Annotated in this window: 20 protein-coding genes; 14 read left to right on the top strand and 6 right to left on the bottom strand. The window is 39.6% G+C overall.

The annotated features are described in order from the left end of the window. Positions 1-106: 106 nt before the first annotated feature. Together TW85_RS20390 and fusA are read left to right on the top strand one after the other, a co-directional pair. Positions 107-1,336, top strand: coding sequence for a glycosyltransferase family 4 protein (locus tag TW85_RS20390; RefSeq protein WP_202904893.1), 1,230 nt, complete (start codon positions 107-109; stop codon positions 1,334-1,336). A gap of 219 nt (positions 1,337-1,555) precedes the next feature. Then, positions 1,556-3,640, top strand: a complete 2,085-nt coding sequence (gene fusA, locus TW85_RS20395; RefSeq protein ID WP_046018997.1) for an elongation factor G — start codon at positions 1,556-1,558, stop codon at positions 3,638-3,640. 425 nt (positions 3,641-4,065) lie between these two features. Here the strand turns inward: fusA and TW85_RS20400 are convergent, their stop codons facing one another. The 3 genes from TW85_RS20400 to TW85_RS20410 form a co-directional block, all read right to left on the bottom strand. After that, positions 4,066-4,275 (bottom strand): DUF1289 domain-containing protein, encoded by a 210-nt coding sequence (locus TW85_RS20400; protein WP_231870368.1) that lies wholly within the window; start codon positions 4,273-4,275, stop codon positions 4,066-4,068. A 54-nt stretch (positions 4,276-4,329) separates the two neighbouring features. After that, complete coding sequence (locus TW85_RS20405; RefSeq protein WP_052702336.1) at positions 4,330-6,342, bottom strand: bifunctional diguanylate cyclase/phosphodiesterase; 2,013 nt, start codon at positions 6,340-6,342, stop codon at positions 4,330-4,332. Positions 6,343-6,608: 266 nt separating this feature from the next. Then, positions 6,609-7,778, bottom strand: coding sequence for a PLP-dependent aminotransferase family protein (locus TW85_RS20410; RefSeq protein WP_046018998.1), 1,170 nt, complete (start codon positions 7,776-7,778; stop codon positions 6,609-6,611). 353 nt (positions 7,779-8,131) lie between these two features. Here TW85_RS20410 and TW85_RS20415 point away from each other — a divergent pair, with 353 nt between their 5' ends. Next, positions 8,132-10,963, top strand: a complete 2,832-nt coding sequence (locus TW85_RS20415; protein WP_046018999.1) for an FAD-binding and (Fe-S)-binding domain-containing protein — start codon at positions 8,132-8,134, stop codon at positions 10,961-10,963. A gap of 59 nt (positions 10,964-11,022) precedes the next feature. Here TW85_RS20415 and TW85_RS20420 read toward each other — a convergent pair whose 3' ends face one another. Both TW85_RS20420 and TW85_RS20425 read right to left on the bottom strand, forming a co-directional pair. Further along, entirely contained in the window at positions 11,023-11,907 is an 885-nt protein-coding gene (locus TW85_RS20420; RefSeq protein WP_046019020.1) for an acyltransferase, read from the bottom strand. 124 nt (positions 11,908-12,031) lie between these two features. Further along, positions 12,032-12,352, bottom strand: a complete 321-nt coding sequence (locus tag TW85_RS20425) for a hypothetical protein (RefSeq protein WP_046019000.1) — start codon at positions 12,350-12,352, stop codon at positions 12,032-12,034. Positions 12,353-12,570: 218 nt separating this feature from the next. Here TW85_RS20425 and TW85_RS20430 point away from each other — a divergent pair, with 218 nt between their 5' ends. The 10 genes from TW85_RS20430 to TW85_RS20475 all read left to right on the top strand — a co-directional run bounded on the left by TW85_RS20430 (position 12,571) and on the right by TW85_RS20475 (position 23,871). Beyond that, the gene (locus TW85_RS20430) at positions 12,571-13,977 is read left to right on the top strand and encodes an ATP-binding protein (protein WP_046019001.1); all 1,407 of its coding nucleotides are present in this window, start codon (positions 12,571-12,573) and stop codon (positions 13,975-13,977) included. 21 nt (positions 13,978-13,998) lie between these two features. After that, positions 13,999-14,676, top strand: a complete 678-nt coding sequence (locus tag TW85_RS20435) for a response regulator (RefSeq protein WP_046019002.1) — start codon at positions 13,999-14,001, stop codon at positions 14,674-14,676. A 70-nt stretch (positions 14,677-14,746) separates the two neighbouring features. Beyond that, positions 14,747-15,697, top strand: a complete 951-nt coding sequence (locus TW85_RS20440; protein ID WP_046019003.1) for an AEC family transporter — start codon at positions 14,747-14,749, stop codon at positions 15,695-15,697. 77 nt (positions 15,698-15,774) lie between these two features. After that, positions 15,775-17,856 carry an ATP-binding protein gene (locus TW85_RS20445; RefSeq protein ID WP_046019004.1) on the top strand — a complete coding sequence of 694 codons (2,082 nt, stop codon included), beginning with the start codon at positions 15,775-15,777 and terminating at the stop codon, positions 17,854-17,856. Continuing rightward, positions 17,837-19,210 carry a sigma-54 dependent transcriptional regulator gene (locus TW85_RS20450; RefSeq protein WP_046019005.1) on the top strand — a complete coding sequence of 458 codons (1,374 nt, stop codon included), beginning with the start codon at positions 17,837-17,839 and terminating at the stop codon, positions 19,208-19,210. Before TW85_RS20445 ends, TW85_RS20450 begins: the two co-directional genes overlap by 20 nt. Positions 19,211-19,487: 277 nt before the next feature. Beyond that, positions 19,488-20,378: a helix-turn-helix domain-containing protein gene (locus tag TW85_RS20455; RefSeq protein ID WP_046019006.1), complete on the top strand. Its 891-nt coding sequence runs from the start codon at positions 19,488-19,490 to the stop codon at positions 20,376-20,378. Between the two features lie 80 nt (positions 20,379-20,458). Continuing rightward, positions 20,459-20,998, top strand: coding sequence for a flavodoxin (locus TW85_RS20460; RefSeq protein ID WP_052702337.1), 540 nt, complete (start codon positions 20,459-20,461; stop codon positions 20,996-20,998). A 300-nt stretch (positions 20,999-21,298) separates the two neighbouring features. Continuing rightward, entirely contained in the window at positions 21,299-21,613 is a 315-nt protein-coding gene (locus TW85_RS20465) for a DUF3301 domain-containing protein (protein ID WP_046019007.1), read from the top strand. Between the two features lie 257 nt (positions 21,614-21,870). Further along, complete coding sequence (locus TW85_RS20470; protein ID WP_046019008.1) at positions 21,871-23,028, top strand: methyl-accepting chemotaxis protein; 1,158 nt, start codon at positions 21,871-21,873, stop codon at positions 23,026-23,028. Positions 23,029-23,031: 3 nt separating this feature from the next. Continuing rightward, a complete protein-coding gene (locus tag TW85_RS20475) occupies positions 23,032-23,871 on the top strand; it encodes a hypothetical protein (protein ID WP_046019009.1) in 840 nt (279 codons plus the stop codon). A gap of 3 nt (positions 23,872-23,874) precedes the next feature. Here the strand turns inward: TW85_RS20475 and xni are convergent, their stop codons facing one another. Continuing rightward, positions 23,875-24,657, bottom strand: a complete 783-nt coding sequence (gene xni / locus TW85_RS20480) for a flap endonuclease Xni (RefSeq protein WP_046019010.1) — start codon at positions 24,655-24,657, stop codon at positions 23,875-23,877. Between the two features lie 132 nt (positions 24,658-24,789). On the opposite strand from xni, the gene TW85_RS20485 reads away from it, so the two are divergent. Further along, positions 24,790-26,046, top strand: a complete 1,257-nt coding sequence (locus tag TW85_RS20485) for a hypothetical protein (RefSeq protein ID WP_046019011.1) — start codon at positions 24,790-24,792, stop codon at positions 26,044-26,046. The last annotated feature ends 142 nt before the right edge of the window (positions 26,047-26,188 follow it).

The raw sequence follows: 26,188 nt of genomic DNA on the forward strand, positions 1-26,188 counted from the left end.
CAAGAGGTTTAAGGAATACTTTTACTATATTGTCTTGATTGAAAGTTTTACCATAGCTCTTCACCTCTAAACCTAATTCGATCCGATAGAAATTAAGAGTATTCCTTTGCAAATATTAATTATTGGTTATGTCTGGCCAGAACCAAATTCATCCGCTGCTGGCTCACGCATGATGCAACTCATCGAAAGCTTACAGAGCGCAAGCTTTTCAGTTCATTTCGCAACCCCTGCACAAACGACAGAACATATGGTTAACCTTGGTGAAATGGGGATAAGTACCAGTCAAATAGAACTTAATCAGTCTAGTTTTGATGACTATATTATCTCGTTAAATCCAGACATAGTGATTTTTGATCGTTTTATGATGGAAGAGCAGTTTGCATGGCGAGTTGAAAAGCATTGCCCTAACGCTTTACGCTTACTTAATACCGAAGATCTTCATAGCCTCAGAAGCGCTAGACATAAAGCGGTTAAATCAGGTCAAAATTTTCAACTTAGCGATATGCACTCAGATCTAGGCATTAGAGAAATTGCGGCCATATTACGCAGTGATTTAACGCTTATGATTTCTGAGTATGAGTATCAGCTACTACAAGACAAGTTCAATGTCCCTGCCTACCAACTTATGCACCTTCCTTTTATGCTAGAGAAGGTTGATCAAACAAAACTGGATTCACTCCCCTCTTTTGAAGAAAGGGCACATTTTATTAGCATAGGTAATTTTCGTCACGAGCCTAATTGGGATGCTGTATTACAGCTTAAAACTGAAATTTGGCCAAAAATACGCAAGCAGCTCCCTCAAGCACAGCTTCATGTTTATGGCGCCTACCCACCACCTAAAGCCACCCAGCTTCATAATGAAAAACAAGGCTTCTTAATTAAAGGCTGGGCTAAAGATGCCAATCAGGTGATGCAAAATGCCAGAGTATGCTTAGCTCCCATTCGGTTTGGTGCTGGTATCAAAGGTAAGTTAGTTGAAGCAATGCAAAATGGCACCTCAAGCATCACCACATCGATTGGTGCTGAAGCCATGCATGGAGACTTTGCTTGGAATGGTGTTATTTCTGACGACATGGATGAATTTATTCAGTCCGCTGTATCTCTTTATCAAGATGAGCCAAGCTGGAAGGCAAACCAAAACAAAGCTATCCAGATACTCAACCACTTTTATCATAAAAATGAATGGCAACAGAAATTTATTGAGCGACTTATTGATTCAAAAGCCAATCAAACACTGAATCGCCAACAAAATTTCATGGGATTAATGGTGAGACACCATAGTTTGAAGAGCACTCAGTATATGTCGCAGTGGATTGAGGCAAAAAACAAAGGATAAATGCACTGTAATTTGCTTTTTTTTATAGGTTTCAAAAAATCACACTTACAGTCAAAGCCCCTAAAATTGGGGCTATTCTCCCCTCTTATTAGTATTTACATGGCTAAGATAGCAACTAATACAAAATTAACTATGCTTATGCCCTTCTAATGCTGACTATTTATCCTGTATACTTGCGCGAAAATTTTTCGTCCAAACCTTATATATTAGAGTAATGTAATGGCTGACTTATCGCACTACAGAAACATTGGTATTTTTGCTCACGTTGACGCGGGTAAAACAACTACAACAGAACGTATTCTTAAACTTACCGGTATGATCCACAAGATCGGTGAAGTACATGAAGGCGAATCTACAACTGACTTCATGACTCAAGAAGCTGAACGTGGTATTACCATCCAGTCTGCAGCAGTAAGCTGTTTCTGGAAAAACCACCGTTTCAACGTTATCGACACACCTGGGCACGTTGACTTCACAGTAGAAGTATATCGTTCTCTTAAAGTGCTTGATGGCGGTATCGGTGTATTCTGTGGTTCTGGTGGTGTTGAGCCTCAGTCTGAAACTAACTGGCGTTATGCTAACGATTCAGAAGTTGCTCGTATCATCTTCGTAAACAAACTTGACCGTTTGGGTGCTGACTTCTACCGTGTAACTGACCAAGTACGTAACGTACTAGGTGCAACACCACTAATCATGGTATTGCCTATCGGTACTGAAGATCAGTTCACTGGTGTTGTTGACCTTCTAACTCGTAAAGCTTACGTTTGGGACGAAACTGGACAACCAGAAAACTACTCAATCGAAGACGTTCCAGCTGACATGGTTGATGATGTTGAAGCTTACCGTGAACAGTTGATCGAAACTGCGGTAGAGCAAGACGACGACCTAATGATGGCATACATGGAAGGTGAAGAGCCTTCAATGGAAGACATCAAGCGTTGTATCCGTACTGGTACACGTGACCTTGCTTTCTTCCCTACATACTGTGGTTCTGCGTTCAAGAACAAAGGTATGCAGATTCTTCTTGATGCGGTTGTTGATTACCTACCAAGCCCAACTGAAGTTGAGCCTCAAGACCTTACTGACGAAGAAGGTAATGCAAACGGCGAGAAAGCAATTGTATCTGCTGACGAACCTTTCCGTGCATTGGCATTCAAAATCATGGATGACCGTTTCGGTGCCCTAACTTTCGTACGTGTATACTCAGGTGTGCTTAACAAAGGTGATACTGTACTTAACAGCTTCACAGGCAAAACTGAACGTATCGGCCGTATGGTTGAAATGCAAGCTGACGATCGTAACGAAATCAGCACAGCGCAAGCGGGTGACATCATTGCTATCGTTGGTATGAAAAACGTTCAAACTGGTCATACTCTTTGTGATCCTAAACACGAATGTACACTTGAAGCAATGGTATTCCCTGAGCCAGTAATCTCTATCGCCGTAACACCTAAAGATAAAGGTGGTAACGAGAAGATGGGTATTGCGATTGGTAAAATGGTTGCAGAAGATCCAACATTCCGCGTTGAAACTGACCAAGAAACTGGTGAGACAATCCTACGTGGTATGGGTGAACTTCACCTAGATATCAAAGTTGATATCCTAATGCGTACCTACGGTGTAGACCTAGTTGTTGGTCAACCTCAGGTTGCTTACCGTGAAACTATCACACAACAAGTTGAAGACAGCTACACTCACAAGAAACAATCTGGTGGTTCTGGTCAGTTCGGTAAGATCGACTACCGCATCAAACCAGGTGAAGTGGGTACTGGTTTCACATTCAGCTCTTCTGTTGTTGGCGGTAACGTACCAAAAGAATTCTTCCCAGCTGTAGAAAAAGGCTTCAAGTCTATGATGGACGAAGGTACCCTAGCGGGCTTCCCTGTTCTTGACGTTGAAGTTGAACTATTTGACGGTGGCTTCCACGCAGTTGACTCCTCTGCTGTTGCCTTCGAAATCGCTGCTAAAGGCGCTTTCCGTCAGTCTATGCCAAAAGCAGGTCCTCAGTTGATCGAACCTATCATGGCTGTTGACGTATTTACTCCTGATGATCACGTTGGTGATGTAATCGGTGACCTTAACCGTCGTCGTGGTATGATCAAAGATCAAAACGCTGGCGTTTCTGGTGTTCGTATTAAAGCTGACGTACCTCTATCAGAAATGTTTGGTTACATCAGTACACTACGTACTATGACATCTGGTCGTGGTCAGTTCTCTATGCTGTTCTCTCACTACTCTCCTTGCCCGAACTCTGTTTCTGAAGCAGTAATCGAAGCACAACGTGAGAAAAAAGCTAACGGTTAATAACCAATAGCTTTTGAGAAACACAAAAACCCGATGATGTAATCATCGGGTTTTTTTTGCATAAATTTTATGATCCACAGAACATAATTGAAAATTACTGCTTCGCACTCTTAAGTCGTTAGCGAAGCACAAGGTGAGAAAAAAGCTAACGGTTAATAACCAATAGTTTTTGAGAAACACAAAAGCCCGATGATGTAATCATCGGGTTTTTTTTGCCTAAATTTTATAATCCACAAAACATAATTGAAAATTACTGCTTCGCACTCTTAAGTCGTTAGCAAAGCACAAGGTGAGAAAAAAGCTAACGATTAATCTCCAGTAGTTTTCTACCTGAAATTTACAACCCTTAAAATCAGGCACAAAAAAAAGCCAAGACAATCCATCTCAGCTTTGATTATTACTTTTATATGTTTACAACTTGCTTGCTAACGCATCATGCGACCACTAGCCTGCTCACGTTCAGCCACTCTCTGCATAGTTTCTTTACGCTCTTGGTGTTTCATGCGACCCCAAGCAGTAATTTCTTTAACACTGCGATGACAGCCAATACAGACATCCTCATCATCTAGACAACACAAAGACATACAGGGTGATTTAATTTCAGGCTCCGCACTTACCTCTTTAACATCTGACAAACTTTATCTCCCTCAAATAGAGAGATAATAGCAATTTATCTATAATATCGTCAGTTAAACTAATAACGCCTTCTTTTCAACTTCAGCAGGTCGGCCAAAATAATAACCTTGCGCTAAACCACAACCTAAACGCCCCAAGACCTGCCTCTGGCTTTCACGCTCAACGCCTTCTGCAATCACTCTAATCGAAAAAGCCTCAGCTATAGCAAGAATAGCACTCACAAGAGCAAGATCAGATTCATCGTTAGCAATATCTGCCACAAAACGACGATCTATTTTAAGAATATCAACCGGTATACTTTTTAAATAAGCCAGCGAAGAGAAGCCTGTACCAAAGTCATCTAAAGCTAGACGATATCCAGCTTCTCTCACCTTTTCCAACCATAAACGAGTATTCATCGAGTCTTTTAGCAAGACCCCTTCTGTAATCTCAAGGATGATATTTTCTGGTGCCAAATCATAATGACTGAGCTGTTCTGTCATCCAACCCACACCCAAAAGACTAGGAATTTGATAACAGGAAAGGTTTATAGACACATAAATACGCTTGGCGTGCTGTTTCTGTAAATCACAAAATCCCTTCAAGACTTTAACGTAAACCACTTCGAATAAATCTTGAATTAACCCTAACTCTTCTGCACAACTAACAAAAACATCAGGCGCAACAACCTGACCCGAAGAGGTTGTCCACCTTGCCAATGCCTCATACCCAAGCACCTCATGACTAGATAAATCAACAATAGGCTGAAATGCGACGCGTATATCCTGCTTTAAAATTGACTCTCGCAATTCTAGTTCGAGCTTTCGAGCAGAAAGCACATCTTCTGACATCTGACCCGTATGAAACACATATCGCCCTTTTCCAAGCTCTTTCGCTTTATACATCGCAAGATCTGCAAGACGTAAAATTTCTTCAACATCCTCAACATTTCGTGACAAGGCAATGCCAATACTTGCCCCTGTATGCACCAAGCTTGACTCAATAACAAAAGGCTCTTTTAAAGCATCAACCACTGTTTGCGCTAGTCTTTCAAGCTCATTAATTTGTGAAAATGAAGGCAACATAATCACAAATTCATCGCCACCTAGACGAGAAACAGTATTAGTTTCACCAATCACATTCGTTAGTACTTGAGTCACCTTTCTGAGCAAACTATCGCCTACACTATGACCTAACGAGTCATTAATTCGCTTAAAGTTATCCAAGTCTAGATACATCAAAGCACACTGGCTCTTTTCTTGGCAGCAGAGCGTCAGTTGATTAGCCATTAATTCATGAAAATACGCTCTATTTGGCAACCCAGTTAAATGGTCAAAATTAGCTCTAAACTCAATAGCTTCAAGACGCGCCTTTTTATGGGTAATATCACTAAATACAGCAAGGAACTCATATATTTCCCCTTTTTCGTTTTTTAGCGCTGTAATCGTTTGCCATTGCACGTAAAGGCTGCCATTTTTACGTTTATTCCATACTTCACCATGCCACTGCCCTTCTTGATAAAGCGCCCTATAAACCTGACTATAAAAGCTTGAGTCATGCTGTCCAGAACTCAGCATAGAGGGATTATTCCCTATCATTTCATCTGCGCTATAACCTGTAATGTCAGTAAAGGCTGGGTTGACTGCTCTAATTTTTGAATCGACTCCCGCCAGAAGAATCCCCTCTTTTGCAGAGTTGAAAACAGCTTTATATTGGGAGTTTTTATCAGCAACCAGCTTTTCTTGTGTAACATCCTTTATTACACCAAGAATGGCGCAAAACTCACCATCAAAGAGAAATGGCTTTAACGAAACGTCTAAACAGGCAAAGTTTTTCAGAGTAAATTCAAAACTTACTTGAGAACTGTCTTTTGTTAAGTCTTGCTCATACTCACAACACAGAGTTGTTAGGCTCGCAGGCAAAATTTGATTAGGGTTATTGAATTGAATTTCGGTAGGCTTATCTTGACTAAAATAGCGCTGCAATTCGGAGTTAACCGCTAGATACCTACCATGTAAATCTTTTAAATAAACTAGACCTGGCAGATTTTCAATGAAAACGCTGATTTGCTTTTCTTCAATTAACAATGCAGATTACCTCGTTAATACATCCTTGTTAGCATCCTTGACATCCGCTCCAGAACATCAGCTACATAGTGCTTACATCGCTAAAATAATGACACTAGTAGGTTCACGACTAAAGCCTGAGCTACCCTTTTCGTGATGTAGAACAAGGTATAGAGAAACTTAGTAACACTTGATTAATACAACCCCCATCTTTCATAAGATAATTTTAAGAACAAAAAAGGCCACCTCAATGAGGCAGCCTTAATCAGAAAACGAAGACGTCTTCTTTAGTTCATTTGCGCTTTTATCACATCTGCAAGCAATGCGATTGAATGATCTAACTTATCTTCCGGTACGCGAGCAAAACTCAAACGAATATTACTATCGTAGGCATCACTATTATTTGGATAAAAAGGCGTGCCAGGTAAAATTAGCACTTTTTGCTCTAGCGCGTCTGACAATACTTTTTTAGAAGACACACCTTCTGGTAAGGTCAGCCAAACAAACATACCGCCAGCTGGTTTTTCAAATTGTACAAGGTCACCCAAATACTTATCTAACGCCAACATCATGGTATCTCGCTTCGCCTTATATACTTGCTGCAACCTTTCTAAATGAGCAGGAAACTCACCTGTCGCTAAATAGCTAGCAATTAGGTTTTGGCCTAAACGATTCGTATGCAAATCAGTCGCTTGTTTTAGCTTAACAAGATAAGGCGCAATATCTGGACATGAAACAAGGTAGCCCGTTCTTAATCCTGGCCATAAAACCTTTGAGTAACTCCCCATATATATCCAAGGCGCCGTTTTAAGCATACTAGAAATAGGTGTTCTATCTACATCTTCAAAGCACAAATCACGATAAGGGTCATCTTCTATCAATAGAATACCCTTTTCATCTAATAGAGCTGCAATCTCTTGACGACGCTTCAAGCTATAGCAATGCCCTGCTGGGTTTTGAAAGTTAGGAATTAAATAAACGGCTTTTGGCTGATGTTGATCTATCAACTCTCGCATAACAGATACTGACATTCCCTCATCATCTGCCGCTACATCCTGAATCTGAGCGCCTTGCAATTTAAACACCTGAATCGCAGCAAGGTAAGTAGGCTGCTCAGTCAAAATCATTGAATCACTATCCAATATCAAGCGACTGACTATATCTAGCCCCTGCTGAGAACCGTTTGTAATCAAAGTTTGATCAAAGCCAGCCTGAATACTACGTTCAGCCACAGTCGCAACAACTTGCTCACGCAATGCCGCCTCACCTTCGCTTGGACCATATTGGCGACTATCTGCAACACTCTCCATATTAGGGAAAGCGGGCATGTAAGCCTCATCAGGCAAGCCACCAGCAAAAGATAAAATATCTGGCTGCTGACTATAATGTAGAAGCTCACGCACAAGTGAACTTTCCATTTGCTGCGAATTTGCGGTTAACAACTGAGACAACTTCATTCAAAACTTCCTAACACATATTCTAATTTGGCAAAATTTTATCAAGACTATCTTATATTCAAACAGACAGGCTAAGTGATTGCTGAGCATACAGATAAAAAAAAGCCATTTTATACAGGATAAAACCAGACAGAGAAAGGAAAGAAGAAGAGCTTCAGAAAGTTTTTATGAACCTAAAACCAAAAACTTAAGAAAAAACCCAAAGAAAAGCTAAAAATTTAAAACGAAACAAAATAGGTATGACCAATCTATATTGATTTTTTTAAATTAAATGCCTTTGACAAAGCTAAATACAGCAAGTAGTTTGAGATTTAACTATTAAAACAAATTGGTCATACCAAAGTGAGCATAAAATGCAGTATCAAGAATTCTTAGATCAAGTAAAAGCCATATGTGCTGAAAATAACATCATAGAAGACCCGTTACGAACACTTGCTTACGGTACAGATGCCAGCTTCTATCGACTTATTCCTAAAGCCGTTATCAAGGTTGGATCGATATCAGAAGTCATTCACATCATAAAAGCAGCAAACCAATTCTCGGTTCCAATTACCTTTCGAGCTGCTGGCACCAGCCTATCTGGACAAGCCATTACTGAATTTGTACTCATTTCATTAGGCAATAAATGGCAAAATTATAAAATTTTTGATGAAGGTAAAATCATTCAACTTGAACCAGGTATTATCGGTGCTCAGGCAAACAAATACCTTGCGCCTTATGGACGAAAAATTGGACCAGATCCTGCTTCTATTAACTCGGCCAAAATCGGCGGAATAGCGGCTAATAACGCCTCAGGCATGTGTTGTGGCACAGCACACAATACCTACCATACCCTAGAGTCAATTCATTGCATTATGGCCGATGGCAGCCAGTTAAATACTGCAGACCCTGAATCAGTATCCCAGTTCAAGCAGTCACATAGCCAGATGCTAGAAGAGCTTTCTCAATTAGCTAAAGACGTTAAAAGCGACCCACAGCTGAAACAGAAAATTGAACATAAATATCGTCTTAAAAATACAACTGGCTATGCCCTAAATGCCCTAACCGACTTTACAGATCCTATTGATATCCTTGCTCACCTACTCATAGGTTCAGAAGGTACTCTAGGCTTTATTGCTAATGTCTCTTATCGCACCATGATTGAAGAGAAACACAAAGCCTCTGCATTAATCTTTTTTAATGATATTCAAGCAGCTTGTGACGCTGTTAGCCGTCTAAAGCACACACCTGTTGCAGCCGTTGAACTCATGGACTGGCCTGCATTAAACTCTGTACGTCATCATGATGTAATTAGCCAAACGATTACTCAATTAAAAGAAGGCTCATGTGTATTACTCGTCGAAACCAGAGCCCAATGCCGCCACCAGCTAGAAGACCAAGTAGACAAGATCAATCAGGTATTAAATCAAGCTGAAGAACCTGCATGCCTTGATTACCAATTTAGCCAAGATGCAAATTTATGTGCTCAATATTGGGCAATTCGAAAAGGTGTTTTCCCAGCTGTTGGTGCAATAAGAAGCACAGGCTCTACTGTACTAATAGAAGACGTCGCCTATCCAGTAGCAGAACTTGCCAATGCCGTTAATGATTTACATAAGCTGTTTGAAAAATGGCATTACCATGATGCCGTTATTTTTGGACATGCATTAGAAGGCAACTTGCACTTTGTTTTCCCGCAATCTTTTGACACTCAAACCGATATTGATAGATACGATGGATTGATGAAAGATGTCGCTAATATGACGGTTGGAAAATACCAAGGTTCACTTAAAGCAGAACATGGCACAGGTCGAAACATGGCTCCCTTTGTTGAGCTCGAATGGGGCCAGACAGGTTACAGCGTCATGGAGAAAATCAAACAAATATTCGACCCAACAGGCATACTTAATCCAGGGGTAATTCTAAACGATAATAAAAATATTCATTTAGAAAATATAAAGCCTTTACCTGCAAGCAACCCATTAATTGATGCCTGTATTGAGTGCGGCTTTTGCGAGAAAAATTGCCCATCAAAAGACCTAACACTTTCACCAAGACAACGCATTGTGATCAGCCGTGAACTTTCGCGATTAGCGACAGCACCTGAAGAAAAAGAGCGCTTGGCAGCTCTTGAAAAAGATTATCAGTATCAAGCCATTGATACCTGTGCAGGTTGTGGGCTTTGTAGTATGGCATGCCCTGTTGGTATCAATACAGGTGATTTGACACGCCATTTACGACAGGAAAACAATAAAATTAATGAAAACAAAGCTAAATGGGCTGCGAAACATTTTGATACCAGCACTAAATTAATAAAGGTAGCCCTTGATAGCGCCAACATTACCCGTAATGTTATTGGCAATAAAACCATGTCAAAACTGGTTTCTCAGGTAAATAAAGTGAGCCAAGGCACAGTGGGTGAATGGCGCCCTAATACCCCTAAAGCCAACCACTGGTTGAAAGAAACAAGATCAAACACAGGAAACCATACTAAAAAAGTGGTGTACTTTCCTTCTTGTGCCAATAGAACTTTAGGCATAGATCCGGATCAGGAGGATTCACGAAGTCTAACTCAAGTTATATTCGAGCTATTAGATAAGGCGGGGTTTGACGTCATTCTTCCCAAACAAGTATCAGACCTTTGTTGTGGTATGCCGTTTCAGAGTAAAGGCTTTTTTGAGCAAGCTGATGAGAAGCGTAGCCAATTAAACCATGCACTCATCACGGCTTCTGAAAATGGCAAATGGCCTGTTTTATTTGATACTAGCCCCTGCATTAATAGTGCAGATCAAGGCCTAGACAAAAAGCTCGATGCCTATGATCCTGTTAGGTTCGCCTTAGAGCATTTGGTACCTGCACTTAATATTCAAAAAAGTAGCGATAGCATCAGCCTTCATGTCACATGTAGCACTAAAAAAGCAGGATTAGAGCCAAGCATGCTAAATCTCGCAAACCTGCTGTGTGACAATATTTATGTGCCAGATGACATTGGTTGTTGTGGTTTCGCTGGTGATAAAGGCTTCTCTCATCCTGAGCTTAACCAAAGTGCTTTAGCGAATCTTAAGCAGCAATTACCAAAAGAATGCGAACGAGGGATTTCATCAAGTAGAACTTGTGAGATTGGTTTGAGCGAACATGCAGGCGTTCCTTATCAATCACTATATTATTTACTCGATGAGGTGAGCCAAGCGAAGAGAGCTGATTAAGGATTTACTTAATCAGCCTATATTACAGTAACGCTAGATAATGACATGGACGTCATTATCTAGTTCAGCATCACTTCAATTTGCTGATCTTTTTGCAACCAGATTTCATTAACCCAAAGCTGGAAGGCTTTGCGAAAGTCCTCATCTTCTAAATAATTACCAATGCGCTCTTCAGAAATAGGAAGAACTCGGATATGTACTTTCACCTCTTTAACCTTACCACCAAGGTAATCCCAAAAACTTGGGATTCCGTTTGGATAAACCAGAGTGACATCCAACAAATTATCTAGCCTTTCACCCATAACGGAAAGTGCAAAAGCTAGGCCGCCAGCTTTTGGTGTTAGCAGGTTATTAAATTTTTTACCTTGTTTCTCATGTTTACTGGCCGTTAGCCTTGTTCCCTCTAAAAAATTCATCACGGTTACAGGTGAGAACTGATACTTTTCACAGGCCTTACGTGTGACTTCAATGTCTTTACCCTTCAACTCTGGGCGCTTAGCAATTGCAGCTTGGCTATAACGCTTCATAAAGGGGAAGTCGAGTGCCCACCAAGTAAGACCAATAAATGGAACCCAAATGAGCTCTTGCTTCAGAAAGAATTTAAGAAAAGGAATTTTACGGTTAAAAATTCTTTGCAGGATTAAAATATCAACCCAAGATTGATGGTTTGAAATGAGCATATACCAAGCATTTAAAGAGAGGCGCTCTTGATCATAACGGGTTACTTTTGTTCGCCCCAGTAGAGACTGGTTAAGATTATTTAAAGCTATCCAGCATGTCGCCATTCTATCGATAATAAGATTAAGTTTACCTCTGATCCAAGCATTGGGAATTAAAACCTTAATCACGCCTAACGCAACCACTGGCGTAAACCAAAATAAAGTATTTAACACTATCAACAAAAGTGACAGAGAGGCTTTTAAATGAAAAGAAATATGACTCATAACAGCACCAATAAAACATAACAAAAAAGCATAATACTGTTTTTTTATAATCAACAAAAGAGAGTCTATCTCGCCTAGGGAAAATAACGAATAGGCGTCACTAAAAGAAGATTAAGAAGAAACCTTAACAGGAAACCTTAGCACTATGCTTTAGCTCTTTAGAAAGTGCTATTAGCTCTGGTTTCACATGCTTTTCATAATCTTTGTGTAACACAAATGGCAGCAAGAAAGGTAAGGCGATAGCCCAAGGCACCCAAGCTCCAGACACACCACCTAACGGGCCAGTAAGCAACCAGGTGATCATTAAAAACAAGCCACTCAGCTTAATCATAACCCAAGGTTTAAAAAACACTTTAGAGCGAATTAAAGCTAGTCTCCATGCCCTACGACGGGTCTTAGCATCTAACTTTCTAACAACTTCTTCATGGAAACGAAACGGAGGCATATCACTCACTTACACTATAAACTTAAACCCTATTATCAATTACGCTTTTAGACGCAATTAAATCGCAGGGCATTATAAAGGGCCTAGTTTGATTAAAAAACACCCAAATCAATATTTTTCCTCTTTATTTACACAAGCAACATCTAGTCAGTTTGGGTCGATTAGTCGTATGCTTCAGGGTAAATTGAACTTAATACAAATTGAAAACCAGATGGCCTATGAACCTTCTTTCTACATTAAAACTTAAATATAAACTTTTTATCATTTTTGCCGTATCCAACATACTTATCATTGGTAGTATGTGGCAGATTTATCAGTGGAGTTTTGACCAAGGCTTTTTCAATTATGTGATTCAGCAAGACAAATCTTACCTTGGACAAATGGCTAACCGCTCAGCAAACCTCTACATCTATTATGAGGATTGGGATTTTCTCGTATCCGAGAGTCGCTTAGAGGAAGATTGGAAAAAAGCCAAGCTTGCTAGTACCGCTGACATGGTGCCCTCACCACTTACACCCAACTTGGATCTGATTTATCCATCTCAGCAGTACCGTAAACGCTTTTTATTGTATAACGCTGACAAAGAAACCCTCATAGGTGAAATTCCATTTAAATATGCTTTAACTCAAAAAGTAAAAGTAGCGGGTGAAATTGTTGGTTATGTCGGCTTAAGGTCTCTCAAAGAAGTTGTACAACACCACACGATAGAGTTTGTGAAAAAACAGGCTGAGTCGTTCTTGCTTATCTCTGCATTTATGATCGCAATCGTAGCTTTGTTTACATGGAGTCTTGCTAAAGCAATGAGTCGACCTATCTGCCAAATGAGTCAAGCAACAAGACAGTTGGCATCAGGTAGCTATAGCACTCGTCTGCCAACCAATAGCCGTGATGAATTAGGCATGCTGGCATTCGACCTTAACCATTTAGCGAGTACACTACAAAATACAACAGAAGCAAGAAAACGCTGGGTTGCGGATACCGCTCACGAACTAAGAACGCCTCTTGCTATTTTACGAGGTGAGATAGAAGCCATGCAGGATGGCATCATTAAAGTTACTCCTGATAGCTTGGGCTCTTTATTGAATGAGACAGTGCATTTGGGTCGCTTAATCGAAGATCTTAACCAGTTATCTATGCATGATACCGGTAATATGGATTACAAGATGGAAGAGCACGATGTTGTTGATGTGCTTGAGCAAACCGTTGCTAGTATGCAAAGATCATTCGAAGAAGCTAACCTTAACTTATCATTAACCTTTGATAAGAAACGCGCTATCCCGATTACAGCTGATGCGAACCGCTTAAATCAATTGTTTTCAAATTTAATGAGTAACACGCTAAAATACACTTCAGCACCGGGCGAGCTAAGCATTCATGTTCAAAAACAAAAGCACGCAGTCGTTATTTGTTTTGAAGACTCAGCGCCAGGCATTTGCTCTGGAGATATTGAAAAAATATTTGAACGTTTTTATCGAACAGAATGCTCAAGAAACCGCAAAACAGGCGGACGAGGTTTAGGATTAGCTATCTGCCGTAGTATTGTTAACGGTCATAGAGGTACAATTAGCTCCTATTCTTCAAGCAAACAAGGTCTTGGTATACGTATCGAGCTACCGCTAACTTAATTTAGGAATATCAAGCAGATCATGAGTAAAATACTAATTGTTGAAGACGAACCTAAATTAGCCGAATTACTAACGGCTTATTTAGCTCAATCTGGCTATGAAAGCCATCACCTTGATCGTGGTGATATTGTCATTGATTATCTAAAACAAAATCATGTTGACCTCATTTTACTAGACCTTATGTTACCTGGTCTTGATGGCATGGAAATCTGTAAACAAGTTCGCTTATTTAGTAATGTGCCTATCATAATGCTGACAGCAAAAGCTGAAGAAATTGACCGTCTATTAGGTTTGGAAATGGGCGCAGACGACTATGTTTGTAAGCCTTACAGCCCACGAGAAGTGGTTGCACGTGTAAAAGCCAACTTACGTCGCGTTGGTTTTGATCAAATTGAAGAGCCAAAAACTGAAGGCTTTGAGCTTGATGTAGATAGACTTCGCGTTACCTACAAAGGCGAACTAATCGATTTAACCACAGTAGAGTTCCAACTACTGCAATTACTTATTAGTGAACCTGGCCGTGTATTTGGTCGTGAAATCATTATGAAACGCATCTACACAGATAGCCGAGTTGTCAGTGATAGAACCATAGACAGCCATATTAAAAAGCTGCGTAAGCGTATCTCAATGGTGGCTCCAGAATTGAATGTAATCCATTCTGTTTATGGCGCGGGTTATCGCTTCGAAAATAACGATTAGTAGGCAACTTAAAATTCAATAAGCCACTGTCATGGCTTATTGAATCCTATCTTTAGCTTAGAGACCCTCAATGGAAAGTTTTCTCTCGGTTCTGCAGTTTTCAGTTTCCATTACTTTGCCCATTTTCTTCATTCTCGCCTTAGGTGCATTATTAAATTACCTTAGGATGATTAATGATAATTTTATTGATGTCGCATCTAAGCTCGTCTTTAACATTACCCTACCCGCTCTACTATTTATCAGCATTGTTAAAACAGACTTAACCCAGTCCACTGATTTTAGCTTGCCAATTTTTGCAGTAACTTGTGTACTACTACTCTTTTTAGTGTTTGAGTTTGTTACTGCAAAATTAGTAAAAAACAAAGCTGATAGAGGCGTTATTGTTCAGGGCGCCTTTCGTTCAAATATGGGAATTATCGGATTAGCCTATTGCGTTAATGCATACGGGGAAAGTGTTTTCTCTATCGCCTCCATATACTTAGGCAGTGTTACCGTTTTATTTAATATTTTGTCTGTTATCACTTTAAACCGCTCTTTTAACAAGCAAGCAAACATTGCAAACACTTTAAAAGGCATAGTAAAAAACCCACTTATTATCAGTATTGTTTCGGCAACTATCATTTCAAGCTTAGGTATCAGCTTGCCAGAGAGTATTCTTAAAACAGGCAGTTATTTTGCTCAGATGACGCTTCCTCTTGCACTCTTATGTGCCGGAGCCACTTTGAGTTTCAGTGCTTTAAAGAATGATTTGCCTCTTTCTTCCATGGCCAGTATTGGCAAACTGCTAATCAAACCCTTGGTGATAACACTGGCCGGCATTTTATGGGGTTTTAGAGGCATGGAACTTGGGGTCATCTTTTTAATGTCATCAGCCCCTTCAGCCTCAGCTGGCTATATCATGGTGAGAGCCATGGCAGGAAATGCTAAACTAGCAGCTAACATCATAGTACTAACCACCATGCTTTCATTAATCAGTACCAGCATTGGTATTACATTACTGCGCAGCTATGGATTAATTTAATTAAGACCTAAAGCTATTAATTATATAATTAGCACTAAAGCATTTTCGCCTTTCATTAGCCTAGCTAGGGTATAGTTTTGAATTTTAGCTATAAAAAGCACAAATTAGTTTTCATTAGTAGCGCACTACTCGCCGCTAGCTTCTTATTTGCCATTGCACATTTTTTTGCAAGCCAAGCCTTGATGTTAAAGCTCCATCAACAAGGGCAAAACCAGCTATTAACCTATGTTGCAGACTTAAGGCGTGAGTTAAATGAATACCGCCACATGCCTTATTCAGTGACAGATAATCCAGCTATTAGAGAGTTCATATCTAACCCTCAGCCCACACCTTACCTAAGAGGCTATCTTGAAGATATAGCTAAGGTATCAGGTGCCAATGACTGGTTTATTCTCAATCAAGATGGTGACATTCTTCTTTCCACCAATGACAGGGGAAAGAGCGTACTCGACCCTTTTTTCTCCCAAACAGAACTCGCTAAACAATTAATAAAACAGCAAGGTGAAGCTGGCTTACTAACCGGATACAACAAGGAATACACGCAATCAGCACAGTTACTCACGGCACCTATTTACGGTTCTGGTCAGCTACTTGGGGCAGTCGCCATACAGATACAACTTTCCCACTTAATAGAGAGTTGGACCGTATCGGGGGAAATCATTGCCATTACAGATAAGGAAAAGAATCTCTTTTTAGCCAATGACGACCTTAACTGGTCCAGAGATAAAAAAAGCCTGCAATCTGGACTGCGCTACCCTCTCATTGAAGGCACAAAGACTTATCAAATAAAAATAGAAAACAAGGATTATATGCTACACAGCGTCGTCTTAGATGACCTTGAATGGCAGCTTCATTATTTATCCCCCATGAAGAGCAGTAAACAAACGGCCAATTACATCGCCTTTGTTTGTCTAATGATTGGCTCCTTATTAATTGTATTTGCCCTGTATCGTAATGAAAGAGCACTAAAGATTGCCTCAAAGATAGAGAATGAACGCCTGCTTGAGCAAAATGAACAAAGGCAAAAAGCCTTAATTGAAAAAACCCATGTGGGCTTAATTCAACTTGATAATGTCGGTAATATTTTATTTATTAACCCAACTGGGCAAGCTTATTTTAGGCATCAGCCCCAACTTATCGGGCAACACTTAAGCGAGCTGCTTGCACCGCGCCACAGCTACCCTGAAGCCCACCAGCAACCTAGCCTAAGTCTTAATGACTTTTATCACGCGCTTAATATAAAAGAGCAAGAAATTTGGCTAAAACGTGCGGAGAAAGAAAGCTTCCCAGCGCTTATTTCCATCTCCGCCATTAACTGGGCCCATTCCAGCGGCTTTCTTGTTACCTTGATTGATATCTCAAAACGTAAGCAAGCTGAGCAGGCCTTAATTGCAGCAAACAATAACCTTGAAAGTCGAGTAGAGGCCCGTAGCAACGAATTGAAAGCGGCTCAAAAAGAACTTTTAAGAGCGGAAAAGCTAGCAGCCATAGGCCAGATGTCTACTGCAATTGCCCACGAATTAAATCAACCTCTCACCGGCCTTCGCACCTTGGTTTACACTGCTGAGCTATTACTCAATAGAAATCAAATCAAAGAAACGCAAACAACCTTAAGCCAAGTAGAAGCCATGATAGGTCGTATGCACAAACTCACCAGTGAGTTAAAAGTCATTGCTTATCAAAGACCCGAACAACTCGGGCCGACCCGATTAGATGATTGCCTAGATAAAGCCTTTCTTAGTCTTGGTGATAAAGCAAAGGAACTGGAACTCAAAGTAAACCTTGAAGAACAAAATGTCAGTGCTGAATCGACTCGCTTAGAACGTATTTTTGCCAACTTATTGAGCAATGCTTTAGATGCTTGCATCGAACATGACATTGCAGCAAAAATTAATTTCACCAGTCAGTTAGTCAACAATAAGGTGCAAATTAAGATTGAAGATAATGGTCCAGGTGTGGATGAAGCCAGCCTCATACACCTCTTTGAACCCTTTTATACCAGTAAATCTATAGGTAAAGGCCTTGGCCTAGGACTTGCGATCAGCGCAAACCTCGCAAAAGATATGCAAGGCACACTAATTGCAGAACAAAACGACAATACAGGCCTTACTTTTATCCTCACATTGGAGCAAGCACATTTTGAAAACCAAGCACAGTAAAACCACTCTACTCTTAGTGGATGACGATCAGCTTGTTCGTGAAACAACGGCACAATGGTTGCGCTTATCTGACTATGAAGTACAAGAATTTGATAATGCCCAAACCCTGCTTGCGGAATTTGATGTGAATCGCAATGCCATTGTTATCAGTGATATCAGAATGCAGCCACTAGATGGTTTAGGCTTGATGTCGCAACTTCTCGCTTTGGCCCCAAGATTACCAGTGATACTCATTACAGGCCATGGTGATATCGACATGGCAGTCAAAGCCTTAAGAGATGGAGCTTTTGACTTCCTTGAAAAACCTTTTGATCCTAATCGTCTACTAGAAACAGTGGCAAAAGCGTGTGCTCAAAGAGAGCTTGATGCGCAACAAAGACAGCAACAAGATTACCTAGCGAATGTAAAAGGCATTGAAGAGCTAATTCTTGGTAAGAGTGTTGAAATTCAAGCTATTCGTGAACAAATTAAGACCTTTGCTCAAATTGATACCAATGTCATCATTTATGGTGATACTGGCTGCGGCAAAGAACTTGTTGCTCAGGCTCTTCATGAGCACAGTCATAGACGTGATAAACCCTTTATGGCGATTAACTGCGCCGCTATTCCGGCAGATTTGTTTGAGAGTGAATTATTTGGTCATGAAGCTGGTGCATTTACTAGTGCACAAAAACAACGCATTGGTAAATTAGAGCTTGCCAGCGGCGGTAGCCTGTTCTTAGATGAAATTGAAAGCATGCCATTGGCTATGCAAATCAAATTACTCAGAGTACTGCAAGAAAACACCCTAGAGAGAGTCGGTGGCAATAAATCAATTAAGGTAGACCTTAGAGTGCTTGCTGCTGCAAAAGGCAACCTACAGACCCAAGAAGCCTTTCGTCAGGATTTATTCTTTAGGCTGAATGTCTCACAAGTCCACCTACCGCCTTTAAACGAACGAGGTGATGATATCCCCCTATTGTTTGAGCACTTCTGCCAACAAGCCTGTGCTGAAAAAGGCGCTAATTTCAGACCCTTAAGCCCAATGGACCATGAGACACTTATGCTTTATGGCTGGCCAGGTAATGTACGAGAATTGAGAAATGTCGCCCTAAGGTATGCATTAGAAGCCAACAGCACCATAGTAAAAATTCTTAGCGGTTATCAAGCACAAAGCTCACATGTTAACCTTTCCCCTCTCCCCTTGAGCGTTAAAGTTCAAGAGTACGAAAGGAACCTAATAGACCAAGCATTACGTGATTTTAAAGGTAATATCCAAAGTACTTTAGACTTTTTACATTTACCCAGAAGGACACTTAATCAAAAAATGCAGCGTTACGGTTTAAATCGCAGCGACTATCTAGATGAAAGTTAAGATGAGAATCCACTAAACCATCAATTAAATTATCCTCTCCACCTAAAATCCAGTCAAAAGCGCCTCTCGTCTTAGTGCCATAAAACTAAGAACCTTAAAACTAGCAGACGAGAGAGTGCCTAATAAGATATAGCAAGCCCCATACTTCAAAACAGTAAAAAGCGCATTAAATTAAGGATTTTTCAAAATATCTAAACTTTTAATGAGAATGACTTGCATTTGCATTTATTTGATATTATAAATAGTAATCATTATCAAATACGAAAGGTTAGGACCAATGCGCATCAGCATTAATGACATTTACAACGAAGAAGGAGAAGTATCATCACTGATGTCTGATGCTTTTTCAGGGTATAAAAATACCTATCAATTAATGTCTGGCTTAACTTTAACGCAGCAAGAAATTAAGTGCTTTCAAGACACTGTATTTTTTGAAAAGGCTGAAAGAGGAATTTACTTTTCTCTGCTAGGAAAGCAATCAGTATACTCTCCAGCTGATTTGGATTCCTTACAAGTCTCGTACTTTGATAATGATGTCGCAGGTGAGTTCGAAGTAAAAGCAGATGAAGTTCGCAGTTTAGTACAAGTTCATTTTGAATCTGAGCTTTTGGCTAATGCGCTTAATGAGAAACAAGCTGGTCTAATCGGTTTTTTAAAGACGCTTATGCATAAGATTGCCCCTACAAAAAGTGTGGTTTGTTTACCGATAACCAATAAAAGCCATACAAATATTAAGCCATTAATCGAAAATAACGCTCAAAGGCAACTGAGTTTGGTGGGTCAGATCTATGCTTTTGCATTTTTAGCACTAGAACAGATGCAAACCTTGTCTCACATGTTGTCCTGCAATGATTGCCAAAGTAAACTATTCAACGTGCAGAATTTGCTAGAAGCAGATATTGGCATAACGAAAGAACTTACTGAGTTTGCATACCAAGCAGGTTTAAATGCTGATGCCTTAGAATTAGGCTTTTATCATCTTGTTGGTCAAACGGTTACCCAATACCGAGATCAAATAAGATTAAAACGTGCCGCGGCTATGTTACGTACTGACCATTATTCGCGATCTGAAATTGTAGCGAAAACCGGTTTTTCTGAAGACCAGTTTGAAGCTATGTTTATTCGACAGTTTGGCGTACCTACAAATCAGTATGGTCAAGTACATTAAGTTCTTAAACATATTTCTAGAATACGTTTTTAGAACCATTTTATGGCCCAAGTTTAGGCCAAATAGTTAGGAGAGTTAAAGTGTCACCTGATACACCTATTGCCATTGTTTATGGAACAGATACAAACAACACAGAAGAAATTGCTCATAAAATTGCGAAACAATGGACAGAGCTTGGACATACAACAGAAATTTTTAATATTAGCGATATAGATGCTGATACTTTAGCTCAATATGAGTTTTTGATTTTAGGTATTCCTACTTGGGACTTTGGCGGTATTCAGTCCGACTGGGAAGACATTGGTGAAGATCTAGCTGCACTAGACCTAAAAGGCAAATTGATTGCACTTTACGGTTTGGGTGACCAATTTGGTTACGGCGATTATTTCGTTGATGCTATGGGCTGGATTTACGAGCACCTTAAAGATTCTGGCGCTACCTTTATTGGTACTTGGTCTACTGAAGGCTATGACTTCACTGCATCAAGAGCTTGTATTGAAAACAATGATCAATTTATCGGTCTAGCAATCGATGAAGATCAACAATTTGAACTCACTGACGAACGTGTTGAGCAGTGGGTCATCCAACTTTACGCTGAAATGATGGCTGAAGCTGAATAGAAGACCTATGACTGGCGCATTGATAATGCACTGAGGCAAAACGACTCATAATTTGGAACTCCACTCATTCGCTGCCCCGAATGACCAAATTCGCCTTATATCAATGTTGGTCTTTATTGAGCCCATCGTACAAGTGTGAAGCACGCAGGCAACCTAAACTCTCCTGCCAGGTTGCCTGCGTTTTATTATCTTGAATTTAGTGTTAAATATGAAAATAGCATGGCTTTTTCATAAAACCGTTTACTTCTTCTTTTTATTTATCATAACCTTAAGCAACTAAAACTATTTAATTGCATCTATATGAACCTATCTCTATCAGATCTCGTTATTCTATTTTCACTTGGACTATTTGTTTATCTGTGGTGGCTAGGAAAAGCAGTGAAAGAAAGAGCAATTCCTCAAGTAAAACAACATTGCAAGAAATTCAATGTTCAGTTGTTAGACGACACTATCTCCCAAGAAAAGACACGTATTGTTTGGCATAAAGGTCAAATTAAAATAAAGCGTCAATTCAGTTTCGAGTTTACCTCAACTGGCGAAGCCAGATATCAAGGCAACATCAGCTTCATCAACCAGAAGCTTGAAACCATTAATCTAGACCCACACCATTTTTAAAACCGTATAAAACGATAAACCTCTCTATAACGATCTTCTTCAAACCTCTACTCTTTTACATTGTGTGCACCAAGTTGGTTCACACAATATATTTTCATATCTCAAGACATTACTTAGAAATCAAAATAATCAATATTATTCAATAACTTAAACACCGACCTCATTATATTTCTCAGACTGGTATAGCTATTGCTTAAAGAGTGTAAACCCACATTCACATAAGCCAAGTGCCTATGTCGAAAGATCAAGGAGAATATATGAGGGTATTTCATCCTGGCATGACACTTGTGTCATCGCTTCCAAGCCCATTCAGGATTACGTTAATCACATTTCTTACCTGTATTTGTTTTTTACTGATTTTATATCCAAACCAACAAAATCAAATTTTCATTAGTCTCTTTGTTTTAATCATTCTGCTCTACGTCAGTCTTTCGGTACTTTACTTAGGCCAACAGAGGCTTTCTAACATCAGCAATCATATTCAGGATCTAAGTAAGCTATCAACCATTGAACTATCCAGTAATGACAATGACTTTAATGAATTAGTAACACAAATAAACTTGCTAATACGACAGTTAGAAAGAAAAGATCAATTAATTGATAATTGCGCCAGTGAAACGCAATACACTGCGGATGAACTTGGTCAAGCCTCCACCCATCTTGCACAAGATGCTAACCAAGAGCACCTCACTCTCAACGCCATAACAGGCACAGCTGAGGAAATGAATACGACAGTTACCCAAATAGCCAAACAAATAGAAGAAACCAAGTCTCTTGCACACGCAACACAAACCGCATCCAAACAAGGCATGACTGCGGTTAATACATTAACAAGCGCATTAACTCAGCTTGATAATGAAATCAAAACGAACAAAACCAATATTGAACAACTTGAGACAGATGCCCAAAACATCCAAGACTTTATCACTAACATCACTCTCATTAATGATCAGATAAATCTACTTTCTCTCAATGCTGCTATAGAGTCGGCCAGAGCAGGTGATGCAGGCAAAGGTTTTGCTGTTGTTGCCAACGAAATAAGGTTATTAGCCACACGAACCCAGCATGTCACAGAAGAGATCACTGGCCTGATAGGCCAAGTAAAGGCGCAAGTACAAGTATCTAATAACACAAGCCAGAGTATTAATGAATTCAAACATGCCAGTCAACAAGCGGCTAATACAACAGGCAAGCAGTTAGAGCATATTCAATTAGCAGCTAATCAAACTCATGATGCTGCATTTATCGCCAGCGCATTTGTTAACGACTTTAGCAAAGCCAATGATGATCTATGTTTACGCTTGCAAAATATCGCAACCTTAAGTGAAAAAAACAGCCTGTCTAGCCGTGATACACAAGAAATGGTGACTTATCTAACCTGGCTTTCCAAGAAACTCGGATCTCATAAGGAATAATTTATGCCTTCAAGCCCTATTCTGTTCGCCTTATTAATAGGTTTATTTACTCTTTTTGCATGTTATCGACTTTATCTTGCTCGCAAACAAGCGAAAGCAAAAAGCTTACGAGGCTTATCTGCCCTCACTCACATAATTGATATTATTAAGTTAACACAACAACACAGGGGCCTTTATGCAGGTCGACTTAATGGGCAAAATGTCAGCCAAGCAAACCTCAACACAATCAGAACACAAATTGATCGACATTATGATCAATTAATAAATTCACCAGACAAAGCTCTGAAGCGCCTTATTCGTAAATCACATCAGATGTGGGGGGCTCTGCTAATAAACCCAACACAGGATGTAAATAAAAGCTTTCATTTACACTCTAGCCTCATACAAAGACTTTTGGATTGTTTATGGGATATAGCAGATGAGTATGCTCTCACCTCACACACAGATCAGAATATACAAAACTTGGCTAATGACCTTGTAAGAACCCTGCCCAAACTAACAGAAGCAATAGGACAAGTAAGAGCAATCACATTACAAGTCACCAATACCAAGTATTGTTCAGCAGATAAAAAGCTATTGCTCTTGTTCACTTTGGGGAAAATACAACGAGATTTGAGCCAAGTTAAGCCAAAACTGCAAAAGCAAAGTTATGATAATTTAGTCGCATTCATCGAAGAAATAACCAAATCAGTTGAAGATCAAGCACTCAGTAATCGTAACCCAGATTCTTTTTTTACTGAGGCTAGCTCTCATATCGATATCATTTTTAATAATATTCAATCAGGTCTAAAAGAATTAAAAGCCCAAGTATTATTAGAACCTAAGCATAAAAAAAGAATATGAAGACTATTGCTTCACATATTTTAGTTGAGACAATTTAACGCCTATTTCAACATCTGTTTTAAGCAGTGCTAATGACCTACTCAGTTTGCACTGCTCTAGCCCTCCTTCTAACATTTGCTTCATTTTTGGCTCAAATGTGTCAAGGTTTTGATAGATGGCTTCTACTGTATTGGCCTGTGCCAATACCTTTACTGCTGTTTTTGGACCAATGCCTTTTACTCCAGGGATTTTATTTGTCGTATCTCCCACTAAAGCCCAATAATCCCCTAACATTTCGGCACTCACACCGTATTTTTCATATACCCATTCTTTGTCATATCCCAACCTTGCAAAGTAGTCATATTGCAAAATATTGGTATCACCTAAAAGCTGAGTAAAGCCTTTATCTGTTGAAATAATATAAGATTTAATATCATTTTGAGCCGCTTTGAATGCCAAGGTTGCAATTAAGTCATCCGCCTCCCAGCCTGACAATCTCAATGCTGGCACTTTATTAAAACGAAATAGCTTGGCAAATTCAGGCATGGCATTCAGAAGAATATCATCCATGGGAATTCGACCTAGTTTATACTCTGGGAAAGCCCTATGACGCCATGTCTGGCTATTAGAGTCAAAAACAACAACCGCATAATCTGGGTCAAATTGATGTAACAAGCGGCTCAAAGCATCAATGCTCGTACTTTGTGTACGTTCAATACGCCGAACAGGATCCATCTCTTTTTCTAACGCGGCATATAAACGTCTAATTAGATTTAGCCCATCAATAATTAAAAAACGCTTCTGCACCCACTACCCTTATTTTTAGATTGATTAATGTACATGGATTATCCAGTACAAGAGTGAAATAATATCCAAATCTTGGTTCTGATTTTTAACCGATTAAACTGACATCCATATCGACATATATAAGGAAATATCATGCGCTTTTACTACATTCCGGCCTGCTTATTATTGATCGCTCCTTTTGAATTGGCTGCTGCAAACACAATAAAGGCAGCCATAGGCCTAAACAGCAGTCAATTAATTGAAGAGCTTGATCAAGAAGCAGAACTATCCTTAATGCCTATCGAGGGCAGCATCATACCACTCATTAACACCCAACCAATAGATTTAGGCCGAATTTATGATCAAGGTAAAAACTGGCAAAGGCATATTAATCAGCCAGTTAAAGTAATAAACCGCCACAATGAACAGACTTATGAAGGACGTTTATTAAGTAGTAATCACGACCTCTTTGAATTATTGGTTGCAGGACACGTTATGCAACTGCACCTCTCAGATTACAACCTAGTCATGGACTATCAAGCGGCAAAGTTAACGCCACTATTTTCTTTAAATGATAAGTTCACTTATCAAACCTATGATCTCAGTTGGCAGCCACAGCTTAGTATTTTTCTTGATAATGAGTATGCAGTCTTAAAGCAGAGCGCCCTAATTCAAAATGCATCATATAAAGATCTCATCTTAGCTCACCCTATTCTTCAACTTAAACAACACCATCAAACTCCTCAACCCAGCATGAAAATGGCTAGAGGATTACAGCTTAGCGACATGGCCACAGAATCCTCAGGGGTTGATTATGTAAAGAATGAAATTACTGTTCCAACCAACCAAGACATTCGATTAGGTGCAAGACAAACTCTTCTCTTTCCATTTAAAGAGCAAAAGCTAAAGTTAAATCAAATACGTTCAGTTGCTGAAATACACCCTAATCCAAGATCAAAAGTTCAGCACGAAATACAATTTGAACAAAGAGCAGATTTGATTTTAGAGCAAGATGCCATGCCAGGAAGTTATCAAACCTTTTGGCAGTATAAAGATTATTTACTTCCAGCAGGTATTACCCAGCTCAAGCATTTAAGACAAGGTAACCAAGTCACTCTCAAGATAAACCAAAGCCAAGACATCAAAGCTGAATTAACCTTGATAGAAGCAAGCTCATTAAAGTTACCCTCAAATCAAACTTGGCAACTATCACTTAGTAACCTATCTAATCAGCATCAGAAAATAGATGTTTTTCATAATGCCAACGGCCTTATTGATGATTACCAAGACTTATCTAAACAGCCTTTGACCCAATTAGAAATGCGTTCTGCATATAGACTCAAATTAAGCTATCAACTTGTACCAAATGAAAAAGTTAACATCAAATATAAGTTGAACCTTACTCAATAAACGGACACAGGCCTCTACATTAAGTATTACATTTTAGACATATCTGATATTCCATTTTGCCAAGTGCCAGATAAGTGCAATCTAAGTATCATTATCAGAATTTATTTATCCGAAATTAATCGAGCTGAAGTATTCATATGAA

This window comes from Marinomonas sp. S3726 (genome assembly GCF_000967665.1).
GTDB lineage: Bacteria > Pseudomonadota > Gammaproteobacteria > Pseudomonadales > Marinomonadaceae > Marinomonas.